The organism is Microbulbifer rhizosphaerae (assembly GCF_014191725.1).
In the GTDB taxonomy this organism is placed as follows: Bacteria; Pseudomonadota; Gammaproteobacteria; order Pseudomonadales; family Cellvibrionaceae; genus Microbulbifer; species Microbulbifer rhizosphaerae.
Genome location: NZ_JACHWZ010000004.1, coordinates 61908 through 83498 on the forward strand (window position 1 = coordinate 61908; position 21591 = coordinate 83498).

Annotated in this window: 19 protein-coding genes; 12 read left to right on the forward strand and 7 right to left on the reverse strand. The window is 61.2% G+C overall.

Translation table 11 applies throughout. From position 1 onward, the window contains the following. Nucleotides 1-381, forward strand: coding sequence for a hypothetical protein (locus FHS09_RS05075; protein WP_183457403.1), 381 nt, complete (start codon nt 1-3; stop codon nt 379-381). A gap of 124 nt (nt 382-505) precedes the next feature. On the opposite strand, the gene dapE is transcribed toward FHS09_RS05075, so the two are convergent. The 7 genes from dapE to map all read right to left on the reverse strand — a co-directional run bounded on the left by dapE (nt 506) and on the right by map (nt 9127). Beyond that, nucleotides 506-1633, reverse strand: coding sequence for a succinyl-diaminopimelate desuccinylase (dapE, locus tag FHS09_RS05080; protein WP_183457405.1), 1128 nt, complete (start codon nt 1631-1633; stop codon nt 506-508). 192 nt (nt 1634-1825) lie between these two features. Continuing rightward, complete coding sequence (gene dapD, locus FHS09_RS05085; protein ID WP_183457407.1) at nt 1826-2857, reverse strand: 2,3,4,5-tetrahydropyridine-2,6-dicarboxylate N-succinyltransferase; 1032 nt, start codon at nt 2855-2857, stop codon at nt 1826-1828. After that, nucleotides 2857-3234 (reverse strand): ArsC family reductase, encoded by a 378-nt coding sequence (locus tag FHS09_RS05090; protein ID WP_183457409.1) that lies wholly within the window; start codon nt 3232-3234, stop codon nt 2857-2859. Before FHS09_RS05090 ends, dapD begins: the two co-directional genes overlap by 1 nt. Continuing rightward, on the reverse strand, nt 3231-3899 hold the full coding sequence (gene nth, locus FHS09_RS05095) for an endonuclease III (RefSeq protein ID WP_246394554.1): 669 nt from the start codon (nt 3897-3899) through the stop codon (nt 3231-3233). The genes FHS09_RS05090 and nth overlap by 4 nt, the downstream gene beginning before the upstream one ends. Nucleotides 3900-3942: 43 nt before the next feature. Then, a complete protein-coding gene (dapC, locus tag FHS09_RS05100; protein ID WP_183457411.1) occupies nt 3943-5118 on the reverse strand; it encodes a succinyldiaminopimelate transaminase in 1176 nt (391 codons plus the stop codon). Nucleotides 5119-5406: 288 nt separating this feature from the next. After that, entirely contained in the window at nt 5407-8142 is a 2736-nt protein-coding gene (locus FHS09_RS05105) for a [protein-PII] uridylyltransferase (protein ID WP_183457413.1), read from the reverse strand. A 214-nt stretch (nt 8143-8356) separates the two neighbouring features. Then, on the reverse strand, nt 8357-9127 hold the full coding sequence (gene map / locus FHS09_RS05110) for a type I methionyl aminopeptidase (RefSeq protein ID WP_183457415.1): 771 nt from the start codon (nt 9125-9127) through the stop codon (nt 8357-8359). Nucleotides 9128-9432: 305 nt separating this feature from the next. Between map and rpsB the strand changes: the two genes are divergently transcribed. From rpsB to lpxD, 11 genes are all read left to right on the forward strand, one after another. Beyond that, the gene (rpsB, locus tag FHS09_RS05115) at nt 9433-10179 is read left to right on the forward strand and encodes a 30S ribosomal protein S2 (RefSeq protein ID WP_183457417.1); all 747 of its coding nucleotides are present in this window, start codon (nt 9433-9435) and stop codon (nt 10177-10179) included. A 94-nt stretch (nt 10180-10273) separates the two neighbouring features. After that, a complete protein-coding gene (gene tsf / locus FHS09_RS05120; protein ID WP_183457419.1) occupies nt 10274-11137 on the forward strand; it encodes a translation elongation factor Ts in 864 nt (287 codons plus the stop codon). A gap of 157 nt (nt 11138-11294) precedes the next feature. Next, entirely contained in the window at nt 11295-12032 is a 738-nt protein-coding gene (gene pyrH / locus FHS09_RS05125) for a UMP kinase (RefSeq protein ID WP_183457420.1), read from the forward strand. Continuing rightward, nucleotides 12029-12586: a ribosome recycling factor gene (gene frr, locus FHS09_RS05130; RefSeq protein ID WP_183457422.1), complete on the forward strand. Its 558-nt coding sequence runs from the start codon at nt 12029-12031 to the stop codon at nt 12584-12586. Before pyrH ends, frr begins: the two co-directional genes overlap by 4 nt. Beyond that, nucleotides 12586-13338, forward strand: a complete 753-nt coding sequence (gene uppS, locus FHS09_RS05135; protein ID WP_183457424.1) for a polyprenyl diphosphate synthase — start codon at nt 12586-12588, stop codon at nt 13336-13338. Before frr ends, uppS begins: the two co-directional genes overlap by 1 nt. A gap of 220 nt (nt 13339-13558) precedes the next feature. Then, nucleotides 13559-14404 (forward strand): phosphatidate cytidylyltransferase, encoded by an 846-nt coding sequence (locus tag FHS09_RS05140; protein ID WP_343057407.1) that lies wholly within the window; start codon nt 13559-13561, stop codon nt 14402-14404. Nucleotides 14405-14502: 98 nt separating this feature from the next. Then, nucleotides 14503-15678, forward strand: a complete 1176-nt coding sequence (gene ispC / locus FHS09_RS05145; RefSeq protein ID WP_183457425.1) for a 1-deoxy-D-xylulose-5-phosphate reductoisomerase — start codon at nt 14503-14505, stop codon at nt 15676-15678. A 38-nt stretch (nt 15679-15716) separates the two neighbouring features. Further along, nucleotides 15717-17072, forward strand: a complete 1356-nt coding sequence (rseP, locus tag FHS09_RS05150; RefSeq protein ID WP_183457427.1) for an RIP metalloprotease RseP — start codon at nt 15717-15719, stop codon at nt 17070-17072. Nucleotides 17073-17284: 212 nt separating this feature from the next. Then, nucleotides 17285-19876, forward strand: a complete 2592-nt coding sequence (gene bamA, locus FHS09_RS05155) for an outer membrane protein assembly factor BamA (RefSeq protein ID WP_183457429.1) — start codon at nt 17285-17287, stop codon at nt 19874-19876. Between the two features lie 67 nt (nt 19877-19943). Continuing rightward, entirely contained in the window at nt 19944-20441 is a 498-nt protein-coding gene (locus tag FHS09_RS05160; RefSeq protein ID WP_246394556.1) for an OmpH/Skp family outer membrane protein, read from the forward strand. Between the two features lie 19 nt (nt 20442-20460). Then, nucleotides 20461-21528, forward strand: coding sequence for a UDP-3-O-(3-hydroxymyristoyl)glucosamine N-acyltransferase (lpxD, locus tag FHS09_RS05165; RefSeq protein ID WP_183457431.1), 1068 nt, complete (start codon nt 20461-20463; stop codon nt 21526-21528). Nucleotides 21529-21591 lie beyond the last annotated feature (63 nt).

Genomic DNA, 21591 nt, shown 5'->3' on the forward strand with positions numbered 1-21591 from the left:
ATGAAAACTACCCTCGAATTCAGGCAGTTCTGGCCCTGGCTGGCGGAACATCCCAATTGTATCCTGCGCGCCGGCACCGCCGATTCGGTGTTCTACGATGACGACGACTACTACTGGCGCTTCGCCGAAGAGGATGCCCGTACCCTGCTGGTGCAGGTGCTGCGGGGCAAGCGGCCGGTGGCAGAGCTGTTTATCGAGCCGGAGTACGTGAGCTATGTGGAGATCAGCCCCGGGGAGAAGGGCGAATATAATTTCGACCTGATCTCGGAATTCGAAGGCCAGCGTCAGGTGCTCTATTACTTTGTACTGGCGCATCCGTTCGAAGAGGCAGAAGAGACAAACGAAGCGGAGAAAACCGGGCGTGGGCGGAGATTGCACTGACTTGCGTGTAGGAGCCTGCCCCGCAGACGAACAGGAACGGAACGCCGTAGTTGGTTTGCATGCAGGAACGGCCGCTGGCCGCGATCCGACGCCGATCGCGGCCAGCGGCCGCTTCTACAGGGTGCTACGCCAGTAACTGTGCCAGAATCTCCCGGTACATATCCTTGAGCTTGTCCAGGTCTTCCGCTTTCACGCATTCGTCCACCTTGTGAATGGTCGCATTGACCGGCCCCAATTCCACTACCTGTGCGCCGGTCGGAGCGATAAAGCGACCGTCTGAAGTGCCTCCGGCGGTGGAGAGCTGAGTGGCTTCGCCGGTTACCGACAGGATCGCGGACTGTGCGGCTTCCACCAGCGGGCCTTCGGCGGTGAGAAACGGCTGGCCGGAGAGATTGAAGTTTGCTTCGTATTTCAGCCCGTGCTTGTCGAGGGTGGCCCGCGCGCGCTGCTCCAGTTTCTCTGCAGTGGTCTCGGTGGAGAAGCGCCAGTTGCACACGAGTTTCACTTCGCCGGGAATAACGTTGGTGGCGCCGGTGCCGCCATTGATATTGGAAACCTGGAAGCTGGTTGCCGGGAAAAAGTCGTTGCCCTTGTCCCACTCTTCAGCGGCGAGTTCCGCCAGCGCCGGGGCGAGGGTGTGAATGGGATTTTCCGCCAGATGTGGATAAGCCACATGGCCCTGCACGCCGAGTACCCTGAGTTCCAGGCCCAGTGAGCCGCGGCGGCCGTTCTTGATTACGTCGCCGACCCGCTCGGTGCTGGAGGGCTCACCCACCAGGCACCAGTCGATTTTTTCCCGCCGCTCTTCCAGCCACTGGACCACTTTTACCGTGCCGTCGGTGGCCGGGCCTTCTTCGTCGCTGGTGATCAGGAAGGCGATACGGCCACTGTGATCCGGATGCGCGGCGACAAACTCCTCGCAGGCCACCACCATCGCCGCCAGTGAGCCCTTCATATCTGCCGCGCCGCGGCCGTAGAGATAACCGTTGTCGACAGTGGGTTCAAAAGGCGGGCGCTGCCAGTTTTCCTCCGGCCCCGTGGGTACCACATCGGTATGGCCGGCAAAGGTGAACAGCGGGCCGGCTTCGCCGCGCACCGCCCAGAAGTTGTCGGTATCGCCCCAGCGCAGGCGGGTGGTTTTGAAGCCGATTTTTTCCAGGCGCTGGATCATCAGGTCCATACAGCCGGCGTCTTCGGGGGTGACGGATCTGAGGCGGATCAGGTCGCTGGCGAGTTTTACTGTGGGGGTCATTTATTTTTCCGTAGTCGGTTCACATTTTGCTCCAGAGTTCTTCCAACCTTTCAGTCGGAGGCGGTAGGAGCACGAACGCCTGATGCGAAGGCCCTGCTACCGGGAGCTTGTTACGAGGTTCCTGTTTCGGATCGATGAGCGGGCCTGCGGCCCGCAAGCGGAGCTGGAGCTCCGCGGTCCCGGGTCTCGGAATCAATTGCTGTGCAACGCCGCGTTCAATTCAATAGCACTCTTGTTGGTCAGGCACTCCACCGCGCCGTTGGTGGAATTGCGCCGGAACAGCAGGTCGGATTTGCCGGCCAGGTCGCGGGCTTTCACGTGTTCCACCAGCTTGCCGCTGTCGTCCAGCAACGCCACTTTGGTTCCGGAGGTGATATACAGGCCGGCCTCCACGGTGCAGCGGTCGCCCAGGGGGATGCCGATACCGGAGTTGGCGCCGAGCAGGCAGTTTTCGCCGACTGAAATGACCATGTTGCCACCGCCGGAGAGGGTGCCCATGGTGGAGCTACCCCCGCCCAGGTCGGAGCCTGCGCCAACGAAGACGCCGGCGGAGATGCGCCCCTCGATCATACCCGGCCCCTCTGTACCGGCGTTAAAGTTGACGAAGCCCTCGTGCATGATGGTGGTGCCTTCACCCAGGTAGGCGCCCAGGCGCACCCGTGCGGTGTGGGCAATGCGCACGCCCTTGGGTACCACGTAGTTAGTCATTTTGGGAAATTTGTCGACGCAGGACACTTCCAGCAGTTCGCCTTTCAGGCGGGCTTCGAGCTGGCGCTGGGGCAGTTCTTCCAGGTCGATGGCACCGCGGTTGGTCCAGGCCACGTTGACCAGCTTGCCGAAGATGCCGTCCAGGCTGGTCTGGTGGGGCTTGACCAGGCGGTGGGATAACAGATGCAGTTTCAGGTAGGCTTCCGGCACCGTTTGTGGGGGCTCGTCGCTGTACAGGACCACTGCCACCAGAGGGCTCTGGCTGCCGGCAAACTGCTCCAGAATCTCCGCCTGTTCTGTGGCGCCGGCAGCGTTCAGTTTTTCCGCCAGTGGCTGCAGCTGCGACGGGTCCAGGGCGATGGTGTGGTTGCCATCGTCCACCTTCAGTACTTCCGCCACCGCCGCTGCGGTTTCCGCCTCCGGTTTGAACAGCGGCTGCGGGTAGTAGACTTCCAGCCAGTCACCTTTGCTGTTGCAGGTGCCGACACCGAATCCGATGCTGTAACTTTCACTCATCAGGCCATCTCCTTCCCGCTCAGGGCTGTTACTTTTTCAATCATTGCTGCTAATGTCTCCTCTTTGAAGCCGAACAGGATTTCGCTGCCGGCGACGGTGACCGGGCGCTTTATCAGGGTGGGGATTTCCAGGGTGATGGCCAGGGCCGAGTCGTTGTCCATCGCGCTTTTTTGCTCTTCGCCGAGCGCGCGCCAGCTGGTGGAGCGGCGGTTGAGCACTTCCTGCCAGCCGAATTCCTTCAACCACTCCCGCAGCGGTACGCTCTGCATACCGTCTTCCCGGAAGTCGTGGAAGCGGTATTCCACATCGTTCTTTTCCAGCCACTTGCGGGCCTTTTTTACCGTGTCGCAGTTCTTGATGCCGTATAGAGTAATCATGCCTTCTTCGTCTTCTTGGGGTTTTTGCGCGCGGGGTAGCAGGTGGTGCATATCTCGCACACGGTGCCGTCGCAGCCGCGGGCGGAGCAGTATTCACGCCCGTAAAAAATAATCTGCAAGTGCAGTTTGTTCCAGTTTTCACGGGGAAACAGGCGTTTCAAATCTTTTTCTGTCTGCACCACGTTCTTGCCGCTGGTGAGACCCCAGCGCTGGGCAAGGCGGTGGATATGGGTGTCCACCGGAAAGGCCGGGTGGCCGAAGGCCTGGGACATCACCACGCTGGCGGTCTTGTGGCCCACGCCGGGGAGGGTTTCCAGCGCGGCCATGTTCTCGGGCACTTTGCCGTGGTACTCGTTGACCAGTATCTTCGAGAGTTTGCTGATCGCCTTGGATTTCTGCGGCGACAGGCCGCAGGGGCGGATCACTTCCTGGATCTTTTCCACCGGGACCTGTGCCATATCCTCCGGGTTGTCCGCCAGTTTCCACAGGGCCGGTGTGACCTGGTTGACGCGCTCATCGGTGCACTGGGCGGAAAGCAGTACCGCCACCAGCAGGGTGTAAGGGTCGCGGTGGTGCAGGGGAACCGGGGTCTCCGGGTAGAGTTCGTCCAGGCGCTTCTGGATAAATTCCACCCGTTCCTTTTTTAACAAGTTTTTTACTGCCATTTACTGTGTGTGTAGTAGCGGCCGTTGGCCGCGATAGCCTTTTCTATTGGCAAAATGCTTTGATGCGTTTCGCCGCCTCGATGCACTCCTCAAGGGTGGCCACCAGGGCCATGCGTACATACTCGGCGCCCGGGTTGATTCCTTCTGCCTTCCGGGCGAGGAACCCCCCGGGCAGCACGGTGATGTTCTGTTGCCGGAAGAGTTCGCGGGCGAAGTTTTCGCCATCTCCCACCCGTGGCCAGAGATAAAAGCCCGCCTGCGGTGGTGCCACTTCCAGGCAGCCGTCGAGTATGTCCAGCACCGCGGAAAATTTTTCCCGATAGAGCGCGCGATTATGCCGCACATGTTGTTCGTCCTGCCAGGCGGCGATGGAGGCGAACTGGGTGTACAGCGGCATGGCGCATCCGTGATATGTGCGGTAGAGCAGGAATTTTTCCAGTATCCGCGCATCGCCGGCGACGAAGCCGGAGCGCAGCCCCGGCAGGTTGGAGCGTTTGGAAAGGCTGTGGAATACCAGGCAGCGGTGAAAGTCCGAGCGGCCGATTTCCTCGCAGACCTGCAGCAGGCCGAGCGGCGGCTGTGCTTCGTCGAAGTAGAGTTCGGAGTAGCACTCGTCGGAGGCGATGATGAAATCGTAGCGATCGGCGAGGTCGATCAGTTGTTTCAGGTCTTCCGCATCCAGCAGGGCGCCGGTGGGGTTGCCGGGGGTGCAGATGTACAGCAGTTCGCACGCTTTCCAGGCACTCTCCGGCACCGAGGCGAAGTCCGGCTTGAAGTCGGTTGAAGCCGTACAGTTGATAAAGTGCGGACTGGCGCCGGCGAGCAGGGCGGCCCCTTCGTAGATCTGGTAGAAGGGGTTGGGCATCAGTACTTTCGAGCCGGGGGACACCGCGGCCTGGGCGAAGGCGAACAGTGCCTCGCGGGTGCCGTTGACGGGCAATACCTGGGTGTCTGCACAGACCTCATTTAATTGAAAGCGCTGGCACAGCCAACTGGCGATGGCCTGGCGCAGTGGGTCTATACCCTTGGTGGCGGGGTAGGCGGCCAGTTTGTCCAGGTTGTCGATCAGTTCGTCGCGCACGAACTCCGGCGGTTCATGTTTGGGCTCGCCAATGGAGAGCGCAATATGGGGCAGGTGCGCCGGTGTCTGCAGGTCTTTTTTCAGCGCCGCCAGCTTTGTGAAAGGGTAGGGCTGTAGTTTTTCGATATTTGAATTCATTTTGTGTTTCCAGTCCCCAGTTCTTAACTGGCGCCGTGGCGGCCCTGCTGCCGGTGGCCTTTTGCGGGACAGGGGCTGGGCGCCCCCCTTAATACTTCCATGTAGGCTCTAATCGGCATCCCTGCCTCATACAAAACGGCAGGATTGCCGTTTTGAACGCCGAAGGTGCCCGAAGGGCGAGGGCCATGGACGGCCCGAGTTAACGTCCCGCAAAAGGCCACCGGTATCAGGGCCTTCGCGGTGAAGGCCGTTGTTCTTTCGCAGCCTATTTATAGGATGGCGCTGTGCTCAATCTGTTTTCTGATCTCTGTTCCCCGACTTCTGAATCGCATCCAGTTCCCGGCAGATATCCTCTTCCAGTTTCCGGGTGGCGGCCTCGTCCAGCAGTGGGTGGCCGGCGGCATCGGTGAAATGGAAGGTGTCCTCCACCCGCTCCCCCAGGGTGGAAATCCTGGCGTTGTGCAGGCGCAGATCGTGGGTGATAAAGATTCGCGCGATGCGCGCCAGAAGCCCGGGCCGGTCGGCGCTGGTGATTTCCAGGGTGCTGTACTGGTCACCGGGCTCGGTGGTAATACTGGCGCGGGTGGCCAGTTCGAACATCTTCAGGCGCCGGGGTGTGCGCCGCTGGATCACTTTGGAGTAGTCCTCCACCAGGGCCAGCTCTTCCTGCAGGGTTTTGCGGATCTGTTCCAGTTGGTGGGGCTCGTCCAGCAGCGGCTGGCCGGATTCGTCGAGCACGTAGAAGGTGTCGACGGTGTAGCCGGAAGCGGAGCTGTACAGGCGCGCGTCGTGGATGTCCAGGTTGAGCATGTCCAGGCCGGTAACCACCGCGGCGAAGACGTTGGCTCGGTCCGGGGTGTAGACAAATACCTCCGTCGCACCGTCGTGTTCGCCGGGACCGGAATTGCGCGTGAGCACCAGGGTGTCCCTGCGCTCGCCTTTCTTGCTGGCGCTGTGCAGTTGATGGATGGCGGCGGTGTGCCAGGCAATATTATCGGCACTTTCGCGCACGAAATAGTCTTCGCCCATCTGTGCCCAGATATTTTCCACCGAGGTCATGGGCAGCCCCATGGCGCGCAGCATGCTGCGCGCCTGGCCCCGGGTTTCCTCGATGATTTCCTCCCGGTCGATGGGATTCTCCAGGCCGCGGCGCAGAGCGCGCCGGGTGGCCTGGTAGAGCTGGCGCATCAGGCTGGCGCGCCAACTGTTCCAGAGTTCCGGGTTGGTGGCATTGATGTCCGCCACGGTGAGGGCGTAGAGGTAGTCGAGGTGTTCGCGGTCGCCCACGGTGCGGGCGAAATCGTGCACCACTTCCGGGTCGGTGATGTCCTGCTTCTGGGATACGGCGCTCATCAGCAGGTGTTTTTCCACCAGCCAGCACACCAGGCGGCTATCGCGGCCGGACAGCTGGTGGCGGCGGCAGAAGGCGTCGGCGTCCGCCACACCCAGTTTGGAGTGGTCGCCGCCGCGGCCCTTGGCGATATCGTGGTAGAGGCCGGCGATGTACAGCAGTTCGGGCTTGCGCATACGCGCGAGAATTTCCGCGGCGATGGGGAATTTCTGCCAGGCCTCGGGGCTGCGGAAGCTGCGCATATTGCGCACCACCTGCAGGGTGTGGGCATCCACCGTATAAATATGGAAGAGGTCGTGCTGCATCTGCCCGGTGACGCGGCCGAATTCCGGCAGGTAGCGGCCCAGCACGCCGTAGCGGGTCATGCGTGAGAGTTGGGTGGACAGACCGCGGGGGGAACGCAGCAGCTGCATGAACAGCTCGGCGTTGGCCGAATCCGAACGGAATTTTTCGTCGATCAGGTGGCGGTGTTCGCGGATCAGGCGGATGGTGGAGGCGCGCACGCCCTGGATATCGGGGTTTTCCGCCATCAGCACGAATATTTCCAGCAGCGCCGAGGGCTGTTCCTCGAATACCCGGGTCTGGGTCACTTCGATGGTGCTGTCGCGCAGTTGGAAGCGCTCATTGATCGGGGTCACGCTCTGCCGCTGGCCGCGCTGCAGTATGGCCTCGTCGAGAAACTGCAGCAGCACGTCGTTCAGTTCGCGCAGCGCCATTACGACGCGGTAGTAGTTGTGCATGAACTGCTCCACCGCCAACTGGGTACCGCTGTCCACATAGCCGAACTGTTTCGCCAGCTCCCGTTGGTAGTCGAACAGCAGCCGCTCCTCGGCGCGCCCGGCGAGCAGGTGCAGGCCATAGCGCACCCGCCAGAGAAAGTCCTCGCCGGATTGGAGGATGGCGAACTCTTCCTCGGTAAAGAAGCCTTTGCCCTGTAGTTGCTTGAGGGTGCGCACGCGGAAGTAGCGCTTGGCCACCCAGCCGATGGTCTGGATGTCCCGCAGGCCGCCGGGGGCGTTTTTGATATTGGGCTCCAGGTTGTACTCGGAGGCCTGCTGCCGATTGTGGCGCTCGCGCTGTTCCGTGTATTTGGCGCTGAAGAATTTCTCCGCCGGCCAGAGCTTGTCCGGGGTCATGTGATTCGCCAGGCGTTCGCGCATGGCGTCGTTGCCGACCACGGTGCGGCACTCCATCAGGTTGGTGGCCACGGTGATGTCTTCCGCGGCCAGTTCCAGGCAGTGCTCCACGGAGCGCACCGAGTGGCCGATATCCAGGCCCAGGTCCCAGAGGAAGGCAACCAGCCGCTCGATATTGTCCACGGTGACGCGATCCGGCTTACCATGGGTGAGGATCAGCAGGTCGATGTCCGAGTGGGGGTGCAGGTCGCCGCGGCCGTAGCCGCCCACCGCCAGCAGGCTGATGTTGTCCGGCCACTGGTACTGGTGCCAGGCGTAGTGCAGCAGGCAATCCACGAACAGCGCTCGCTCGTGCACCAGAGTGCGCACGTCCTCGCCCTCGCGGAAGCGCTCGGCCATCTGGGTGTCGGCGGCGCCGGCGGCGTCCTTGAAGATTTCCAGCGCCGGCTTGGCGCCCTCAGCCAGGGCCTTGCGGAAGCGGGCCTGGTCGAAGAAGAACAGGGGGCGCTCGAAGTAGGGGGTGTTGGCCAACTGCATTGGGTTTATCCGTCTGGAAGTGCCTAACCGGATGATGCTAAATCAGGTGTGGTGGCGACCCTGCAGCCGGGGGCCTTTTGCGGGACACGCTGTGAATACTTCCCTGTACGCTCGTAATCGGCATCCATGCCTCATACGGTCCCGCAAAAGGCCCCCGGCTGCAGGGTCTTCGCATCGCGGTCATTGCCCTGTTCAATTCTAATAGTCCCGAGTCCTAAAAACTCTCTTCTCCGCGAGCTGTCAGCACTTCCACCCCGTCGGCGGTCACCACCATGGTGTGCTCCCACTGGGCGGACAGGCGGCGGTCCACGGTGATCGCAGTCCAGCCGTCGCGCAGCACGCGGGTGCCGGGCTTGCCGGCGTTGATCATCGGCTCGATGGTAAAGGTCATGCCTTCCTCCAGCGCCAGGCCGGTGCCGGGCTTACCGTAGTGCAGTATCTGCGGGTCCTCGTGAAACACGTCGCCGATGCCGTGGCCGCAGAAGTCGCGCACCACCGAGTAGTAGTTCTTCTCCGCGTGTTGCTGGATCACGTGGCCGATATCGCCGAGAGTAGTGCCCGGGCGGACTATCTCGATGGCCCTGTACAGGCATTCCTGCGTCACCTTAACCAGCCGCTCCGCGTGGGGCGCCGGTTTACCCACGAAATACATCTTGCTGGTGTCGCCGTACCAGCCGTCCTTGATCACGGTGACATCGATATTGATGATGTCGCCTTTCTTCAGCACCTTGTTGTCCGAGGGGATGCCGTGGCAGACCACTTCGTTCACAGAGGTGCAGATGGATTTGGGGAAGCCGCGGTATCCCAGGCAGGCGGGGATGGCATCCTGTGCATTAACTATATGGTTGTGACAGCGCTGGTCCAGTTCTTCGGTAGTGACGCCGGGGACCACGTACTCGCCGATCATCTCCAGCACTTCGGCGGCCAGTCGGCCCGCGGTGCGCATTTTGGCGATCTGTTCCGGTGTCTTGGCGCTTGAGGTCATGAGAATCCCAGGTTGCTGTTCAGCGAGGCGCGGTATTGTAGCGGATTGGTTGCCGCGGCGCACAGCCCGGTATCCCTGCTCCCGGGGGTCCCGGGCCCCCGATTGTTGTGGGCGCGCCGGCACTACCCACTACCCCCGCTTCCGGGAATATGGTATAAAGCGCGCCGCTCCGGGGTCGTCCCGGGGCTAAATCAACGCCGCACACGCACCGGCACATGTGTCTGGGTGCCTCGCTTGGCTACGCCGGGTGGGGTTGATACATGGGGCGCGTGGAGGACTAACCCGTAAAACTGAGGTTTACTATTATGCCGCAAGTCAGCATGCGCGATATGCTGCAGGCTGGTGTGCACTTTGGCCACCAGACCCGCTATTGGAACCCGAAGATGGGCGAATTCATCTTTGGAGCCCGCAACAAGATTCACATCATCAACCTGGAGCACACTGTTCCGGCTTTCAACGAAGCCCTGCAGGTGATCAAGGGGATGGCCGCGCAGAAGAAGAAAATTCTGTTTGTCGGCACCAAGCGCGCCGCGCAGAAATCCATCAAAGAGCAGGCCGAGCGTTCCGGGCAGCCTTATGTCAGCAACCGCTGGCTCGGCGGCATGCTCACCAACTACAAGACCATCCGTGCCTCCATCAAGCGCTACCGCGAGCTGGAAACCCAGTCCCAGGACGGTACCTTCGATAAACTGACCAAGAAAGAGGCGCTGATGCGCGCCCGTATGATGGAGAAGCTGGAGCGCTCCATCGGTGGTATCAAGGATATGGCCGGTCTGCCCGACGCCCTGTTCGTGATCGACGTGGAGCACGAGCGCATTGCCATCCAGGAAGCCAACAAGCTGGGCATCCCGGTGATCGGTGTTGTGGACACCAACAGCAGCCCGGAAGGTGTGGACTACGTGATCCCGGGCAACGACGACGCCATCCGCGCGATCAAGCTGTACACCACTGCGGTGGCGGATGCGGTACTGGCAGGCGCGGGCGAAGCCGGCGGCAGTGTCGCGAAGGACGAGTACATCGAGGCGAGCGACGACGAGGCCGCGGCAGGGTAATAATCGCCCTGGCGAACTCACTTAAAAAAGGGGCCGTGAAACGGCCCCTTTTTCCAACTATCGAATTAGTGAATGAACCCCGAGGAATAGAATCATGGCGATTACCGCGTCTATGGTAAAAGAACTGCGCGAGCGCACCGGACTGCCGATGATGGAGTGCAAAAAGGCACTGACCGAGGCGGACGGCGATATCGAAAAGGCGATTGAAGACCTGCGCAAAGCCTCCGGCCTGAAGGCTGCCAAGAAAGCCGGCCGCACCGCCGCCGACGGCGTGGTCGCGGCGAAAGTGGCCGAAGACGGCAGCTTCGGTGTACTGGTGGAAGTCAACTCCGAAACCGATTTCGTGGCCCGCGACGACAATTTCAAGGCATTCGTGGAGAAGGTGGTGGACAAGGCATTTGCCGACCGCCAGCAGGACGTCGCCGCACTGATGGAAGGCGAGCTGGAACAGGCCCGCGAAGCGCTGGTACAGAAGATCGGTGAGAACATCGGTGTGCGCCGCATCCAGGTGGTGGAAGGAGCCCGGGTGGGCGCCTATGTGCACTCCAACAGCCGTATCGCGGCGATTGTCGCCCTGAGCGGCGGCGATGAAGAGACCGCTCGCGATGTGGCCATGCACGTGACTGCGGTCAATCCGCAGGTTGTCAAACCGGAGGATATGCCGGAGGACGTGCTGGAGAAGGAAAAGGAAATCATCAAGGCTCAGCCGGATATGGCAGGCAAGCCCGCTGAGATCGTCGAGAAGATGATGGGCGGCCGTATCAAGAAATTCCTCAAGGAGAACAGCCTGGTGGAGCAGCCTTTCGTCAAGAACCCGGATGTGACCATCGGCAAGCTGGTCAAGGACCAGGGCGCGGAAGTGGTTTCCTTCGTCCGCTTTGAAGTGGGTGAGGGAATCGAGAAGGAAGAGGTGGACTTCGCTGCGGAAGTTGCCGCGCAAGTTAAATCCTCTTCTTAATCGTCTACATCACCGGGTGCCTGAGGGTGCCCGGTCGCAGTGGGGGTGCTTTCGATGGGCTCTTCGGGGCTACATCGGGGCACCCCTCTGTGTAAATGACCAAAATTGTTGTAATGTTCCGCAGCAATAACTGCCTGTGCCAGTAGAGGACCAACGGATGCCCGGTGTCAAAGATCGCAAGTACAAGCGAATCCTGTTAAAGCTCAGCGGCGAGGAGCTGATGGGCGAGCAGGGGTTTGGAATCAGCCCAAAGGTACTGGATAAGATGGCCCTAGAGATAGGCCAACTGGTGGGTATCGGCGTCCAGGTGGGGCTGGTGGTCGGCGGCGGTAACCTGTTTCGCGGCGCCGCGCTGCACGCCGCGGGTCTCGACCGGGTGACCGGCGACCATATGGGAATGCTGGCCACTGTGATGAATGCCCTGGCCCTGCGAGACGCCCTGGAGCGCTCCAATATTTCTTCCCGTGTTATGTCCGCGATCCAGATGAGCGGTATCGTCGACCACTACGACCGCCGCGCTGCCATCCGCAACCTGGAGCGGGGCGAAGTGCTGATCTTCGCCGCCGGCACCGGCAACCCCTTCTTCACCACGGATTCCGCCGCCTGCCTGCGGGGCATCGAAATTGATGCGGAGCTGGTGCTGAAGGCCACCAAGGTGGACGGCGTCTACTCCGCCGACCCGGTACTGGAACCCACCGCGACCCGTTACGACCAGCTGACTTACGACGAGGTGCTGGACAAAAAGCTCGGGGTGATGGACTTAACCGCAATCTGCCTGTGCCGCGAACACAACATGCCCGTGCGGGTGTTCCGCATGGATAAGGCCGGCGCGCTGCTCAATATCGTTGTGGGTGGCGAAGAGGGCACCTTAATCGAAGAGGAAGTGAAACCGTGATTGAAGATATCAAGAAAGACGCGAAGGCGCGCATGAGCAAAGCGCTCGACGCCTTGGCCGGCAACTTCAACAAAATTCGCACCGGCCGCGCGCACCCGAGCATTCTCGATGGCATCCAGGTCTCCTACTACGGCTCCGACACCCCCCTTTCCCAGGTGGCCAATGTCGTGGTGGAAGATGCCCGGACCCTTTCCGTGACGCCCTGGGAAAAGAACCTGGTGCCGGAAATCGAAAAGGCCATCATGAAATCCGACCTGGGCCTGAACCCCAGTTCCGCCGGTACCGTGATCCGCATTCCCATGCCGATGCTCACCGAGGAAACCCGCAAGAACTTTATCCGCCAGGCCAGGGGAGAAGCGGAGAACGCACGGGTGTCCATTCGCAATATCCGCCGCGATGCGCTGGCGGAGGTGAAGGCGCTGGTCAAGGAGAAGGAGATCTCCGAGGATGACGAGCGCCGCGCCGGTGATGAGATCCAGAAAATCACCGACCAGTTTGTGGCGGAAGTCGACAAGGCTCTGGCGGCTAAAGAAAAAGACCTGATGGAAATTTGATGGATTCCGCCGAAGTGCTGCCGCCGGGCGAGGGCCCGCGCCATATCGCCATTATCATGGATGGCAACGGCCGCTGGGCCGCACGCCGCGGCCTGCTGCCGTCGGCGGGTCACAAGGCGGGAGTTGAGCGTATCCGCGACTTGGTTTCCGCCTGCGGGGACCGCGGAGTGGAGGCGCTGACCCTGTTCGCCTTCTCCAGTGAAAACTGGCAGCGCCCGCCCAAGGAAGTGGAGCTGTTGATGAGCCTGTTTCACTCCTACCTGCGCAAAGAGGCTGCGCGCATGTGTGAGGAGGGCATCCGCCTGCGGGTGGTCGGCCGGCGCGATCGCTTTTCGGCGCGGCTGCAGCGGGCCATCGCGGAGGCGGAAGGGATCACCCGCGAGTGCTCCCGCGGCAACCTGGTGATCGCAGCCGATTACGGCGGCCGCTGGGATATCGCCAACGCCGCGCGCGCTCTGGCGGAGGAGGTGGCCGCCGGGGTGAGGGCGCCGGACTCGATTACCGAAGGGGTGCTGACGGACTACCTGCAGCTGGCGGACCTGCCCCCGGTGGATCTGCTGATCCGATCCAGCGGCGAGCAGCGCATCAGCAACTTTATCCTGTGGCAGGCGGCCTACAGCGAGTTCTATTTCACAGACGCGCTGTGGCCGGATTTTGACGAGCGCGAACTGGACGCCGCTATCACCGCTTACCGCCGGCGGGATCGCCGCTACGGCGGCCGCAGCAGCGATGGTTTGGCCGCACAGGCCTGAGTTCCAAGCGATGAAAATCGGACTGAGAGCTTATTCATGAATAATACGTCGCTGCGACAGCGGCCATTTTCGCCCAGTGCAGGGAACGGGGAGCGCGGTGTGCTTATTGCATATAGCCGACGAGTGACGTCGAGATGGGCGGAAATGGCTCCGTCCCTTCGGGTTGCGCCCCAAAACGCAGTGATGTTTTATTCATGGACAAGCTTCTAAGGGTGTAACGGTGCTAAAACAAAGAATAATGACCGCGCTGGTGTTGGTGGCTCTGTTTCTCGGGGTGTTGTTCTTCCTTCCCATCCAGTGGTTCTCTCTGGCAACGGTGGCAGTGATTCTGCTCGGCGGCTGGGAGTGGGCCAACCTTTCCAATCTCAATCGCGCGCTGCGCTTTGTCTTTCTCGCCGCCTTGGGCTTCTGCTTGGTGGGCACTGCCCAGTACGTCTTCGCCATGGACTTCGCCCGTCCGGATACCGGGCGGGCGCGCCAGATACTGGCGGTGGCCTGCGGTTGGTGGGCGCTGGCATTCCTGTGGGTGCAGAGCTATCCCGCTAGCGCCATGCTGTGGGGTAACCGCTGGGCGCGCGGCCTGATCGGCCTGGTGGTGCTGGCACCGGCCTGGTTGTCGATGGTGATCCTGCGGGGTCAGGAGCACGGCGCCTGGCTGGTGCTGTTCGTGGTGGCAGTGGTGGTGGCCGCCGACGTGGGGGCCTACTTCGTGGGTCGCCGCTACGGCAAGCACAAGCTGGCCCGCGAAGTGAGCCCGGGCAAATCCTGGGAGGGCTTCTTCGGCGGCCTGGTCGCTTGCCTGATCCTGGCAGTCGGCGTCTCCCTGCTGCTGGAGTTGCCGCTGAAAAACAGTGTACTGTTTTCCTTTGGAGTGCTGGTCACCGCGCTGGCCTCGGTGATCGGGGATCTGGTGGAGAGCATGTTCAAACGCCATCGGGGTATCAAGGACAGCAGCCGTATACTGCCCGGTCACGGCGGCATCCTGGATCGCCTGGACAGTCTCTCCGCGGCGCTGCCGGTGTTCACCATGGCCGCGCTCGCCAGTGAACTGCCGAAATATTTGTAAGATGGGTGCATTGCGCCTGTCTGTTACCGTGGGGGCGTCCGCTCCAGCGGATACAATCCCCGGTTCTGCCCGACTCGCAGTGAGGTAGGTAATTCTCGATGCAATCCGTTACGGTCCTCGGCTCAACCGGCTCCATCGGCGTCAGCACCCTGGATGTGCTGGCGCGCCATCCGCAGCGCTATTCGGTGTTTGCGCTAACCGCCCGCGAGCGTGTGACCGAGCTGGCACAACAGTGTCGCCGCTTCGCCCCGCGTTATGCCGTGGTGGCGGACGAGAAAGGTGCCCGGGCACTCCGCGAGCAACTGGCCGGAGAGGCGCCGGGTACCGAGATACTCTGGGGAGTGGAAGGGCTCTGCCGGGTGGCATCGGACCCGCAGGTGGATGCTGTGATGGCGGCGATTGTCGGCGCCGCCGGCCTGCGCCCGACGCTGGCGGCGGTAGAGGCGGGCAAAAAGGTCCTGCTGGCGAACAAGGAATCCCTGGTGATGGCGGGGCCGGTGTTTATGCAGGCCCTGGAGAAAAGTGGCGCCCAGTTGCTGCCCATCGACAGCGAGCACAACGCCATCTTCCAGTGCCTGCCTCAGCCCTGCGCCGACCTCGATCAGGCGGGGGTTGAAAAAATCCTTCTCACCGGCTCCGGCGGTCCCTTCCGCACCCGCCCTGAGAATGAACTGCACCGGGTCACCCCGGATGAGGCCTGCGCCCACCCCAACTGGTCCATGGGGCGCAAGATATCCGTGGATTCCGCCACCATGATGAACAAGGGCCTGGAGTTCATCGAGGCGTGCCTGCTGTTCGGCGCGCGGCCCGATCAGGTGGAGGTGGTGGTGCACCCGCAAAGCATCGTCCACTCCATGGTGCAGTACCGCGACGGCTCGCTGCTGGCGCAGATGGGCGAGCCGGATATGCGCACGCCCATCGCCCATGCGCTGGCTTTTCCCGAGCGTATCGGCAGCGGCGTGGCGGCGTTGGATCTGATTGCCCGGGGCCGCCTGGACTTCGAGGCGCCGGATGCGCGTCGCTTCCCCTGCCTGCGGCTGGCCCGCGAGGCCATGGATGCCGGCGGGAGCGCTCCCACGGTGCTGAACGCCGCCAACGAGGTGGCGGTGGAGGCCTTCCTGCAGGGCGGGCTGGCATTTACTAGTATTCCGGCTGTGATCGAGCGGGTGATGAAATCCGCGGAACCGGTTGAACTGACTGGCCTGGACGCAGTCGAAACAGCGGATCGCAGTGCGCGGGCACTGGCGCAGCGGGCGCTGGAAGAATTGAGCTGAAAGAATTGAATAGCCGCGCAACGAGTTAGACAGGTTTTATGGATTTTATTCAAACAGTCATCTGGGCCCTGATCGCTTTGGGCGTACTGGTCACCTTCCACGAAATGGGCCATTTCTGGGTGGCGCGCCTGTGTGGGGTCAAGGTACTGCGCTTTTCCGTGGGGTTCGGCCGCCGCTTGGTGTCCCGTTACGACCGCCACGGCACTGAATTCACCCTGTCGGCGATTCCGCTGGGCGGCTATGTAAAGATGCTCGACGAGCGCGAGGGCACCGTGCCCCGGGACCAACTGGACCAGGCGTTCAACCGCAAGAGCGTATGGGCGCGCATCGCCATCGCCGCGGCCGGGCCGGCGGCCAACTTTGTGCTGGCCGTGGTGCTCTTCTGGGCGGTGTTTATGGGCGGTACCGCGGGTCCTGTGCCCATCGTCGAATCCGTGCAGCCCGGCAGTATTGCCGCGCGCGCCGGCCTCGAGCGGGGGCAGGAGATCATCGCCGTCGACGGCGAGCCGACTCCCACCTGGCAGGCGCTCAACTGGCGCCTGGCGAATCGCCTTGGGGACACCGGAAGCATCGAATTCTCCGTGCGCTACCCGGACTCCGATCTGGAATACCACACACTGGCGGACATAGACCGCTGGCTGGCGGGGCAGGAAGTACCGGACCCGCTGGGGGAAGCGGGGCTGGAGCTCTGGACACCTCCGGCCAGTATGAATCTGGCCCAGGTGACTCCTGACAGCCCTGCGGAGCGGGCCGGCCTGCGAGCCGGGGACAAAATTCTCTCCACCGACGGCAAGGCCTTCGGTGATTGGGACAGCTGGAGCCAGTACCTGCGGAGCCATGGCGGTGAGACGGTGCGCGTGGAAGTGGAACGGGATGGCGAGCGCCGGTTACTGGAAGTTACTCCGGAAATGGTGACCCTGGACAGCGGTGAGCGAGTCGGCCGCATCGGTGTGCTGCCGGTGGTGGAATCCTGGCCGAAGGAGCGGGTGCGCACCTACCACTATGGTTTGGGCGGGGCCCTGGCCAAGGGGTTGCAGGAGACCTGGGAAAAAACCCTGTTCACCCTCAACAGCCTCAAAAAACTGATTGTGGGCCAGCTTTCGACCCGGAACTTGAGCGGCCCTATCACCATTGCTAAAGTGGCCGGCACTTCGGCGGACGCCGGCTGGCAGTCATTTCTGTCGCTGCTGGCGCTGCTTAGTATCAGCCTCGGCGTGCTCAACCTGCTGCCTATCCCGGTGCTCGACGGCGGTCATCTTCTCTACTACGGTATTGAAGCCATCAAGGGTTCGCCGGTGTCCGAGCGGGTGCAGATGATCGGCCTGCAGGTGGGTATGGCACTGGTGCTGTGTATTATGGGCTTGGCGCTGTACAACGATATTTTGCGCTTATAAGGCGGCCGAAGGCCGCCATCAAACTCCTCTCTCCGTTTGTGGGGTAAATCGGCAGGATAGCCGATTGAACACCCCGGGAGGGGCGCCCGTAAAGCGGGCGAGCGCCAGGGATGATGTGAATTAATGGATGGTCCGGAGGGCCGGTAGAGGGCAGCCGCAAGGTACCCTTCTCATTGGTTGGAATTGCGAATAAAGAACTCGGAAATTAGTAGATGAATCACTTTCTGAAAGCGGCCTCGCTGGGCCTGGCCCTGCCATTGACTGCCATTGCCCAGTCGTTCGTGGTCAACGATATTCGCGTCGAAGGTTTGCAGCGGGTTTCCGCCGGTACCGTGTTCGCGTCGCTGCCGGTTCGGGTCGGCGACCAGATCGAGAGCCTGGATATCCAGACGGCCACCCGCGCGCTCTTCCGCACCGGCTACTTTCAGGACATCCAGATAGGCCGGGAAAACGGCGTGCTGGTGGTAACCGTGCGCGAGCGGCCGGCAATTTCCAAGATTGAAATCACCGGCAACAAGGCCATCAAGACCGAAGACCTGCTCAAGGGTATGGAGGAGAATGGTCTCGCGGAAGGTCAGATTTTCAAGCGCGCCACCCTCGAGGGCCTGGCGCAGGAGCTGGAGCGCCAGTATGTGGCCCAGGGCCGCTACGGTGCCAGCGTAGAAACCGAGGTCAAGGAGCTGCCGCGCAACCAAGTGGAGTTGAAAGTCGTGGTGGACGAGGGCTCGGTGGCTGCCATCAAGCACATCAATATTGTCGGCAATCAGGCTTTTTCCGACGAGGAGCTGGCGGAAATCTTCGAACTGCAGACCACCGGCTGGCTTTCCTGGCTGCGCAGCGACGACAAATACTCCCGCGAAAAACTCACAGGCGACCTGGAGCGCCTGGAGTCCTATTACCTGGACCGGGGTTACCTGGAATTCCGCATTGATTCCACCCAGGTGTCCCTGAGCCCGGACAAAAGCAGTGTCTTTATCACCATCAATATCTCCGAGGGCGATGTCTACAAGGTCAGCGAGGTGGAGCTGGCCGGCGATCCGGTGGTGCCGGAAGAGGAGATCCGTCGCCTCCTGCTGGTGCGTGAGGGTCAGACCTTTTCCCAGGTGCTGATGACTACCACCTCCGACTATATTACCAAGCGCCTGGGTAACGAGGGTTATACCTTTGCCGAGGTGAACGGCATCCCGGAACCCAATGAGGAAGATAAAACGGTAAAAATCACCTTCTTTATCGACCCTGGCAAGCGCGCCTATGTGCGTCGCATCGAATTTCGTGGCAACACCCGCACCGCCGACGAAGTGCTGCGCCGGGAAATGCGCCAGATGGAATCCGCCTCAGCATCCTCCGCACGCATCGAGCAGTCCAAGGTGCGGCTGGAGCGGCTGGGTTACTTCAAAGAGGTGCAGGTGGAAACCACGGAGGTGCCGGGTACTTCCGACCAGATCGATGTGGAGTACACGGTGGAGGAGCAGCCCTCCGGCACCATAGGTGGCACGGTCGGCTACGCCCAGGGCAGCGGCGTAGTGCTCGGTGCTAATGTGCAGGAAAACAACTGGCTGGGTACCGGCAAGTCGGTGGGTTTTGCGGTGAACACCTCCCGCTATCAGACGGTGCTTAATTTCTCCTACACCGATCCCTATTTCACTCCGGACGGCGTCAGTCGCGGCTTCAATATATTTTATCAAGAGCGCGATTATTCCGAGATCAACCTGTCGAGTTATAACACCACAACCTATGGTGCAGGTCTGAGTTTTGGTTATCCGATATCCGAGATTTCCCGGGTCGGCCTGAATTTGGGTGTCAGCCACATGGAACTCGGTGTCGGCAGCAGCCCCGTCAAGGAAATCAAGGACAGCCCAGTCCCCATTGAGGGGGTGGAGGACGCTACCATCCCGCTATCGGATCTCGAGCGAAATAGCACTGGTCAGTTATTCTCCCCTGAAGTTATTGAGGCGCGTGACGCTGGAGAAGCATTGGATCTCAGTGAGCCCCTTGATCCGGCACTCCTTAATACGGACCTTGACGGTTTTGTCGACCAGAACGGCGATGAGTTTGACTCTTTTACCGTTACTACCTCCTATGCGCGCTCTACCTTGAACCGGGGCATCCTCGCCACCCGGGGCACGTCGCAGCGGGCCTCTCTGGAAGTGGCGCTGCCCGGGGGCGACCTGGAGTACTACAAGCTGCTCTACACCGCTCAGTATTTCCGCCCCTTGACCAGGGACCTTACCCTGCGCCTGCGCACCAGGCTCGGGTATGCCGACAGTTATGGCGATACCAGCAAACTGCCATTCTTCGAGAATTTCTATGCAGGTGGTTTTGGCTCGGTGCGCGGTTTCGAGCGCAATACACTGGGTCCTCGCTCCACCCCACCGGAGGCCTATAGGGCGGCCGCCTGCGCAACAGCTGATGGCGAGATTACGAAGTCCTGTTATGTGTTCATTCCGGAAACCGGGCAGCTGCTGACGCAGCCGCTGACTTCCGGCGATCCGGACCCGTTCGGTGGCAACATCCTGATCGAAGGCAGTGCGGAAATTATCTTCCCGCTCCCCTTCGTCAAGGATCAGCGATCCATGCAGTCGGCCTTTTTCATCGATGCGGGCAACGTTTTTGATTCCAGCTGTGGTATTTCCCAGATCAACTGCTACGATGTGGACCTCGACCATATCAATGTCTCCGCCGGTGTTGGCCTGACCTGGATTACCGGCTTCGGCCCGCTGACCTTCAGCGTGGCCAAGGCATTGCAGGAGAACGAAGACGACGAGACAGAAGTCTTCCAGTTCTCACTTGGCAACAGTTTCTAAGGGTAGTGTTGTCAGTCACTATAAATAAGCAATACGGAGAATGTTCGACGTGCATAAAACAGTAAAAATGATCGCAGTCCTGATCGCTGGTATCGCAATTTCCGGTGCCGCTCTGGCGCAGAGCAAGGTGGCGGTGTTCAATCTGCAGGCGGCCATCATGAGCACTGACATCGCCAAGTCCAAAGTCAATGCGTTGAAGACCAGCTCCGAGTACTCCAAGTTGCAAAGCAGCGCGGAATCCATCCGTGCGGAAGTGCAGAAGCTGGCTGAAGATGCGCAGAAAAACGGCATGACCTGGTCTGAGGAGCAGAAAGCTGAACAGCAGCGCAAGATGAACTTCAAGCGCTCCGACTTCGAAACCACGGTGAAAAAGATGCGCGCCATGGAGGCCCAGGTGGGCCAGGAAATTCAGAAGATCATGGCGCCCAAGGCCAAGAACGCGCTGGAAGCGATTATCAAAGATCAGAAGCTGGATCTGGTTCTGGACGCCAGTTCCGCCTACTACGCCGGCCCGAATATCGACCTCACTGAGGCCGTGGTCAAGCGTATGAACGCCGATAAGTGATTTCCGGCAGTTCCGTTTGATGACAGACAAGCCAACGCTGGCCCAGTTGGCGGAACAGCTGGGCGCCCGCTTGCGCCTGGCTCCTGGAGCAGATGCCGGACTGGTACCCTCCGGCCTCAATACCCTGCAGGACGCCAGCGATTCCCAGGTCAGTTTCCTCGCCAGTGCCAATTACCGACGCTTCCTCGCCGGTACCCGCGCCTGCGCGGTGTTGTTGACTGAGGAACTGGCAGCGGAGTGCCCGGTCAGCGCACTGGTTGTCGACGATCCTTACTACGCCTTCGCCCGCGCCACTAGCTTCTATGACACAGCCCCCCATGCGCCCGGTATCCACCCGTCCGCCGCTATACACGCGGATGCCGAGGTGGACGCCTCTGCTTGTGTGGGAGCGGGAGCGGTAATCGAGGCCCGCGCCCGGGTGGGTGCCGGCGCGATTGTCGGCGCCAATTGTGTGGTGGGCGGGGGCAGTGAAATCGGCGCGGGTACCCGACTCCATGCCGGAGTGATCATCTATCACGGCTGCTCCATCGGCCGGGACTGTATTGTCCACAGCCATACGGTTATCGGCGCCGATGGTTTTGGCTTCGCACCCCACGGAGGGCAGTGGACCAAGATACATCAGCTGGGCGGAGTGGAAATTGGCGATGAGGTGGAGATAGGAGCCTGTACCTGCATAGATCGCGGTGCCCTGGGCAATACAGTGATCGGTCGCGGGGTCAAGATCGACAATCAGGTGCAAATCGCGCACAATGTTCGGATTGGTGACTACTCGGCCATCGCCGCTTGCTCCGCGATAGCGGGCAGCGCCACCATCGGTAACCGCTGCACCCTCGCCGGCGGCGCCGGCGTGGTGGGGCATGTAACGGTGGCGGACGGCAGTCATATTACCGCCAGGACCCTGGTGACCAAGTCCATCGACAGTGCCGGTTCCTATTCCAGCGGCACTCCCTTTTCCGACAGCCGCAACTGGCGCCGCAACGCAGTGCGCTTTGGGCAGCTGGATGAGATGGCCCGGCGGTTGAAGGATTTGGAAAGGAGGCTGGAAATACTCGTCGCCGAGGGAGGCCAGTCCAGGGAAAAAGAATGATTTGACCGGTACTCGCCGGTTACAATTTTGTTTGTTGTTTTCGGGGCAGGTGCACTGCTCGTG

Coding starts and splice junctions, on each gene's coding strand:
- nth (WP_246394554.1), bottom strand. CDS start 3,899: ATGGCAGTAAAAAACTTGTTAAAAAAGGAACGGGTGGAATTTATCCAG.
- pyrH (WP_183457420.1), top strand. CDS start 11,295: ATGCCCGGTGTCAAAGATCGCAAGTACAAGCGAATCCTGTTAAAGCTC.
- tsf (WP_183457419.1), top strand. CDS start 10,274: ATGGCGATTACCGCGTCTATGGTAAAAGAACTGCGCGAGCGCACCGGA.
- FHS09_RS05160 (WP_246394556.1), top strand. CDS start 19,944: ATGATCGCAGTCCTGATCGCTGGTATCGCAATTTCCGGTGCCGCTCTG.
- uppS (WP_183457424.1), top strand. CDS start 12,586: ATGGATTCCGCCGAAGTGCTGCCGCCGGGCGAGGGCCCGCGCCATATC.
- FHS09_RS05090 (WP_183457409.1), bottom strand. CDS start 3,234: ATGATTACTCTATACGGCATCAAGAACTGCGACACGGTAAAAAAGGCC.
- rpsB (WP_183457417.1), top strand. CDS start 9,433: ATGCCGCAAGTCAGCATGCGCGATATGCTGCAGGCTGGTGTGCACTTT.
- FHS09_RS05075 (WP_183457403.1), top strand. CDS start 1: ATGAAAACTACCCTCGAATTCAGGCAGTTCTGGCCCTGGCTGGCGGAA.
- bamA (WP_183457429.1), top strand. CDS start 17,285: ATGAATCACTTTCTGAAAGCGGCCTCGCTGGGCCTGGCCCTGCCATTG.
- FHS09_RS05105 (WP_183457413.1), bottom strand. CDS start 8,142: ATGCAGTTGGCCAACACCCCCTACTTCGAGCGCCCCCTGTTCTTCTTC.
- dapE (WP_183457405.1), bottom strand. CDS start 1,633: ATGACCCCCACAGTAAAACTCGCCAGCGACCTGATCCGCCTCAGATCC.
- lpxD (WP_183457431.1), top strand. CDS start 20,461: ATGACAGACAAGCCAACGCTGGCCCAGTTGGCGGAACAGCTGGGCGCC.
- ispC (WP_183457425.1), top strand. CDS start 14,503: ATGCAATCCGTTACGGTCCTCGGCTCAACCGGCTCCATCGGCGTCAGC.
- dapC (WP_183457411.1), bottom strand. CDS start 5,118: ATGAATTCAAATATCGAAAAACTACAGCCCTACCCTTTCACAAAGCTG.
- rseP (WP_183457427.1), top strand. CDS start 15,717: ATGGATTTTATTCAAACAGTCATCTGGGCCCTGATCGCTTTGGGCGTA.
- map (WP_183457415.1), bottom strand. CDS start 9,127: ATGACCTCAAGCGCCAAGACACCGGAACAGATCGCCAAAATGCGCACC.
- dapD (WP_183457407.1), bottom strand. CDS start 2,857: ATGAGTGAAAGTTACAGCATCGGATTCGGTGTCGGCACCTGCAACAGC.